At 42.1% G+C, this 1,904-nt stretch carries 1 protein-coding gene; it reads right to left on the bottom strand.

What is annotated here, in order from left to right:
- Nucleotides 1-1,545, bottom strand: a 1,545-nt coding sequence (locus IQ242_RS23740) for a cation-translocating P-type ATPase (RefSeq protein WP_193961646.1), incomplete at its 3' end; no start/stop codon positions are given.
- Nucleotides 1,546-1,904: the final 359 nt, after the last annotated feature.

The raw sequence follows: 1,904 nt of genomic DNA, 5'->3' as shown, positions 1-1,904 counted from the left end.
TTCTAACCATTGTTGTGTACCGATTTGCACGAAATCTGACCCGACTTTCCCCTGCACTCCTGACCCGGTTATTGAGTCAAATTCAGTTACTTCTAGGGTTTTAATCTGGTTTAACTGCCCATATCTAACTATTGCTTCTCCTAACGGGTGTTCAGAATGATTCTCCACCGATACGACTAACTGCAGCAGCGATAATTCCCGTCCATCCCCCACCCCCTCGCGAGTCAAGAAGTCCGTCACCGTTGGTTTACCCTGGGTGAGAGTTCCCGTTTTATCGAGGACAATAGTAGTAATACCATAGGCTAATTCTAAACTTTCGGCATTTTTAATTAAAATTCCCTGTTTTGCTCCCTGTCCTGTTCCCACCATAATCGAGGTGGGTGTAGCTAATCCTAGCGCACAGGGACAAGCGATAATTAGGACTTCCACCATTGTAATCAAAGCGAGGGTGAGATTACCCGTGCGGAGAATCCAAAATAAGAAAGTTATTACCGCAATAATCATCACCACCGGCACAAAATAAGCAGTCACTCGATCGACTAATCTTTGTATAGGTGCTTTTGATGTTTGCGCGGTTTGCACTAATCGGACAATCTGAGCTAAAACCGTATCTTTTCCCACCCGTAACGCTTGCATTTGTAGGCTACCGGTTTTATTAATTGTCGCACCGATTACCTGTTGATTGACGGTTTTTCGCACGGGTAAACTTTCCCCCGTCACCATCGATTCATCAATGCTAGAACTGCCTTGGATAATTATGCCATCGACGGGAATTTTTTCCCCGGGACGCACTAAAATTATATCCCCTACTTTCACCTCTTCTATTGGTAGATCTAGCGTCTGTTCTTCCCTAATCACCCTAGCAGTTTTGGCCTGTAATCCGATTAATTGTTTAATCGCGGCAGCCGTTTCTTTTCTGGCCCGTTTTTCGAGGAAACGACCGAGTAAAATCAGAGTAATGACAATAGCTGATGCTTCGTAGTAAACATGAGAATTAAACCCCTGTTTTTCGATAAAATCGCTCTCGAAGGTTAAAAACAGGGAATAAAAATAGGCGGCACTGGTTCCCAAAACTACTAAAGTGTCCATGGTAGCAGTGCGATTTTTAAAAGCTTTCCAAGCATTTTTATAAAAACTTTGACCACACCAAAATTGGACGGGAGTAGCGAGAGTTAATTGTAGTAAAGGATCGTGTAACCAATGGGGAATAAAAGATAGAGATAAACCCGTCATCATTGGTAAAGAACCGATAAAAAGTATGATACTAATAACAATAGCAATCGATAGTTTAGGGAGAAGTTCTTTTTCTGGCCTGGATTCGAGATTAATTTCTGTTATCGGTGTAGCCCAGAAACCGGCATCCCTAACTTTTGCTTGAATAGTGTTAAGATCGGTACGCTTGGGGTCATAGTCCACATCCACCTGTTCCATGCCAAAATTAACTTGACATCGAATCACTCCTGGGATAGATTTAATTATCCGCTCGATCGAATTAGCACAACCAGCGCAACTCATCCCGGCGAGTTTGAGAGTTTGATGGGTCATAATGTTAATAGCAGCGGAAGTCAGCAACAAAATCCCCTGCAGCAGAGTTATATCTTTAGGATAAAATATTCCCCTAGCTGCAGGGTCAAGAATCCTTTGTTAATTTTTCTGAATAGATATGAAGAAATGTCAAAAAGAGTGCTTATATTTTCCTAACACACCCTTAGTTTTTGTGGACAAATTTCAATTAGGGCTTGCTGAATAAATCTAAAAACCTTGTTGGGTAAGACTTTTAGACTTTTTGTCAATCAAAAAGTACCGGATATGGGAGTGATCGGGGGGAAAATTCCTGGACTTTTTCCCTGAAAATTAGGTAATTGACCCCCTCAAAATCGGTAAAACCCTACACCCCACACCCC

The sequence above is a fragment of the Microcystis sp. LEGE 08355 genome (assembly GCF_015207185.1).
Taxonomy (GTDB): Bacteria; Cyanobacteriota; Cyanobacteriia; order Cyanobacteriales; family Microcystaceae; genus Microcystis; species Microcystis panniformis.
Note: the sequence above shows the minus strand (reverse complement) of the source record. Positions and strands in the feature narration are given on the sequence as shown.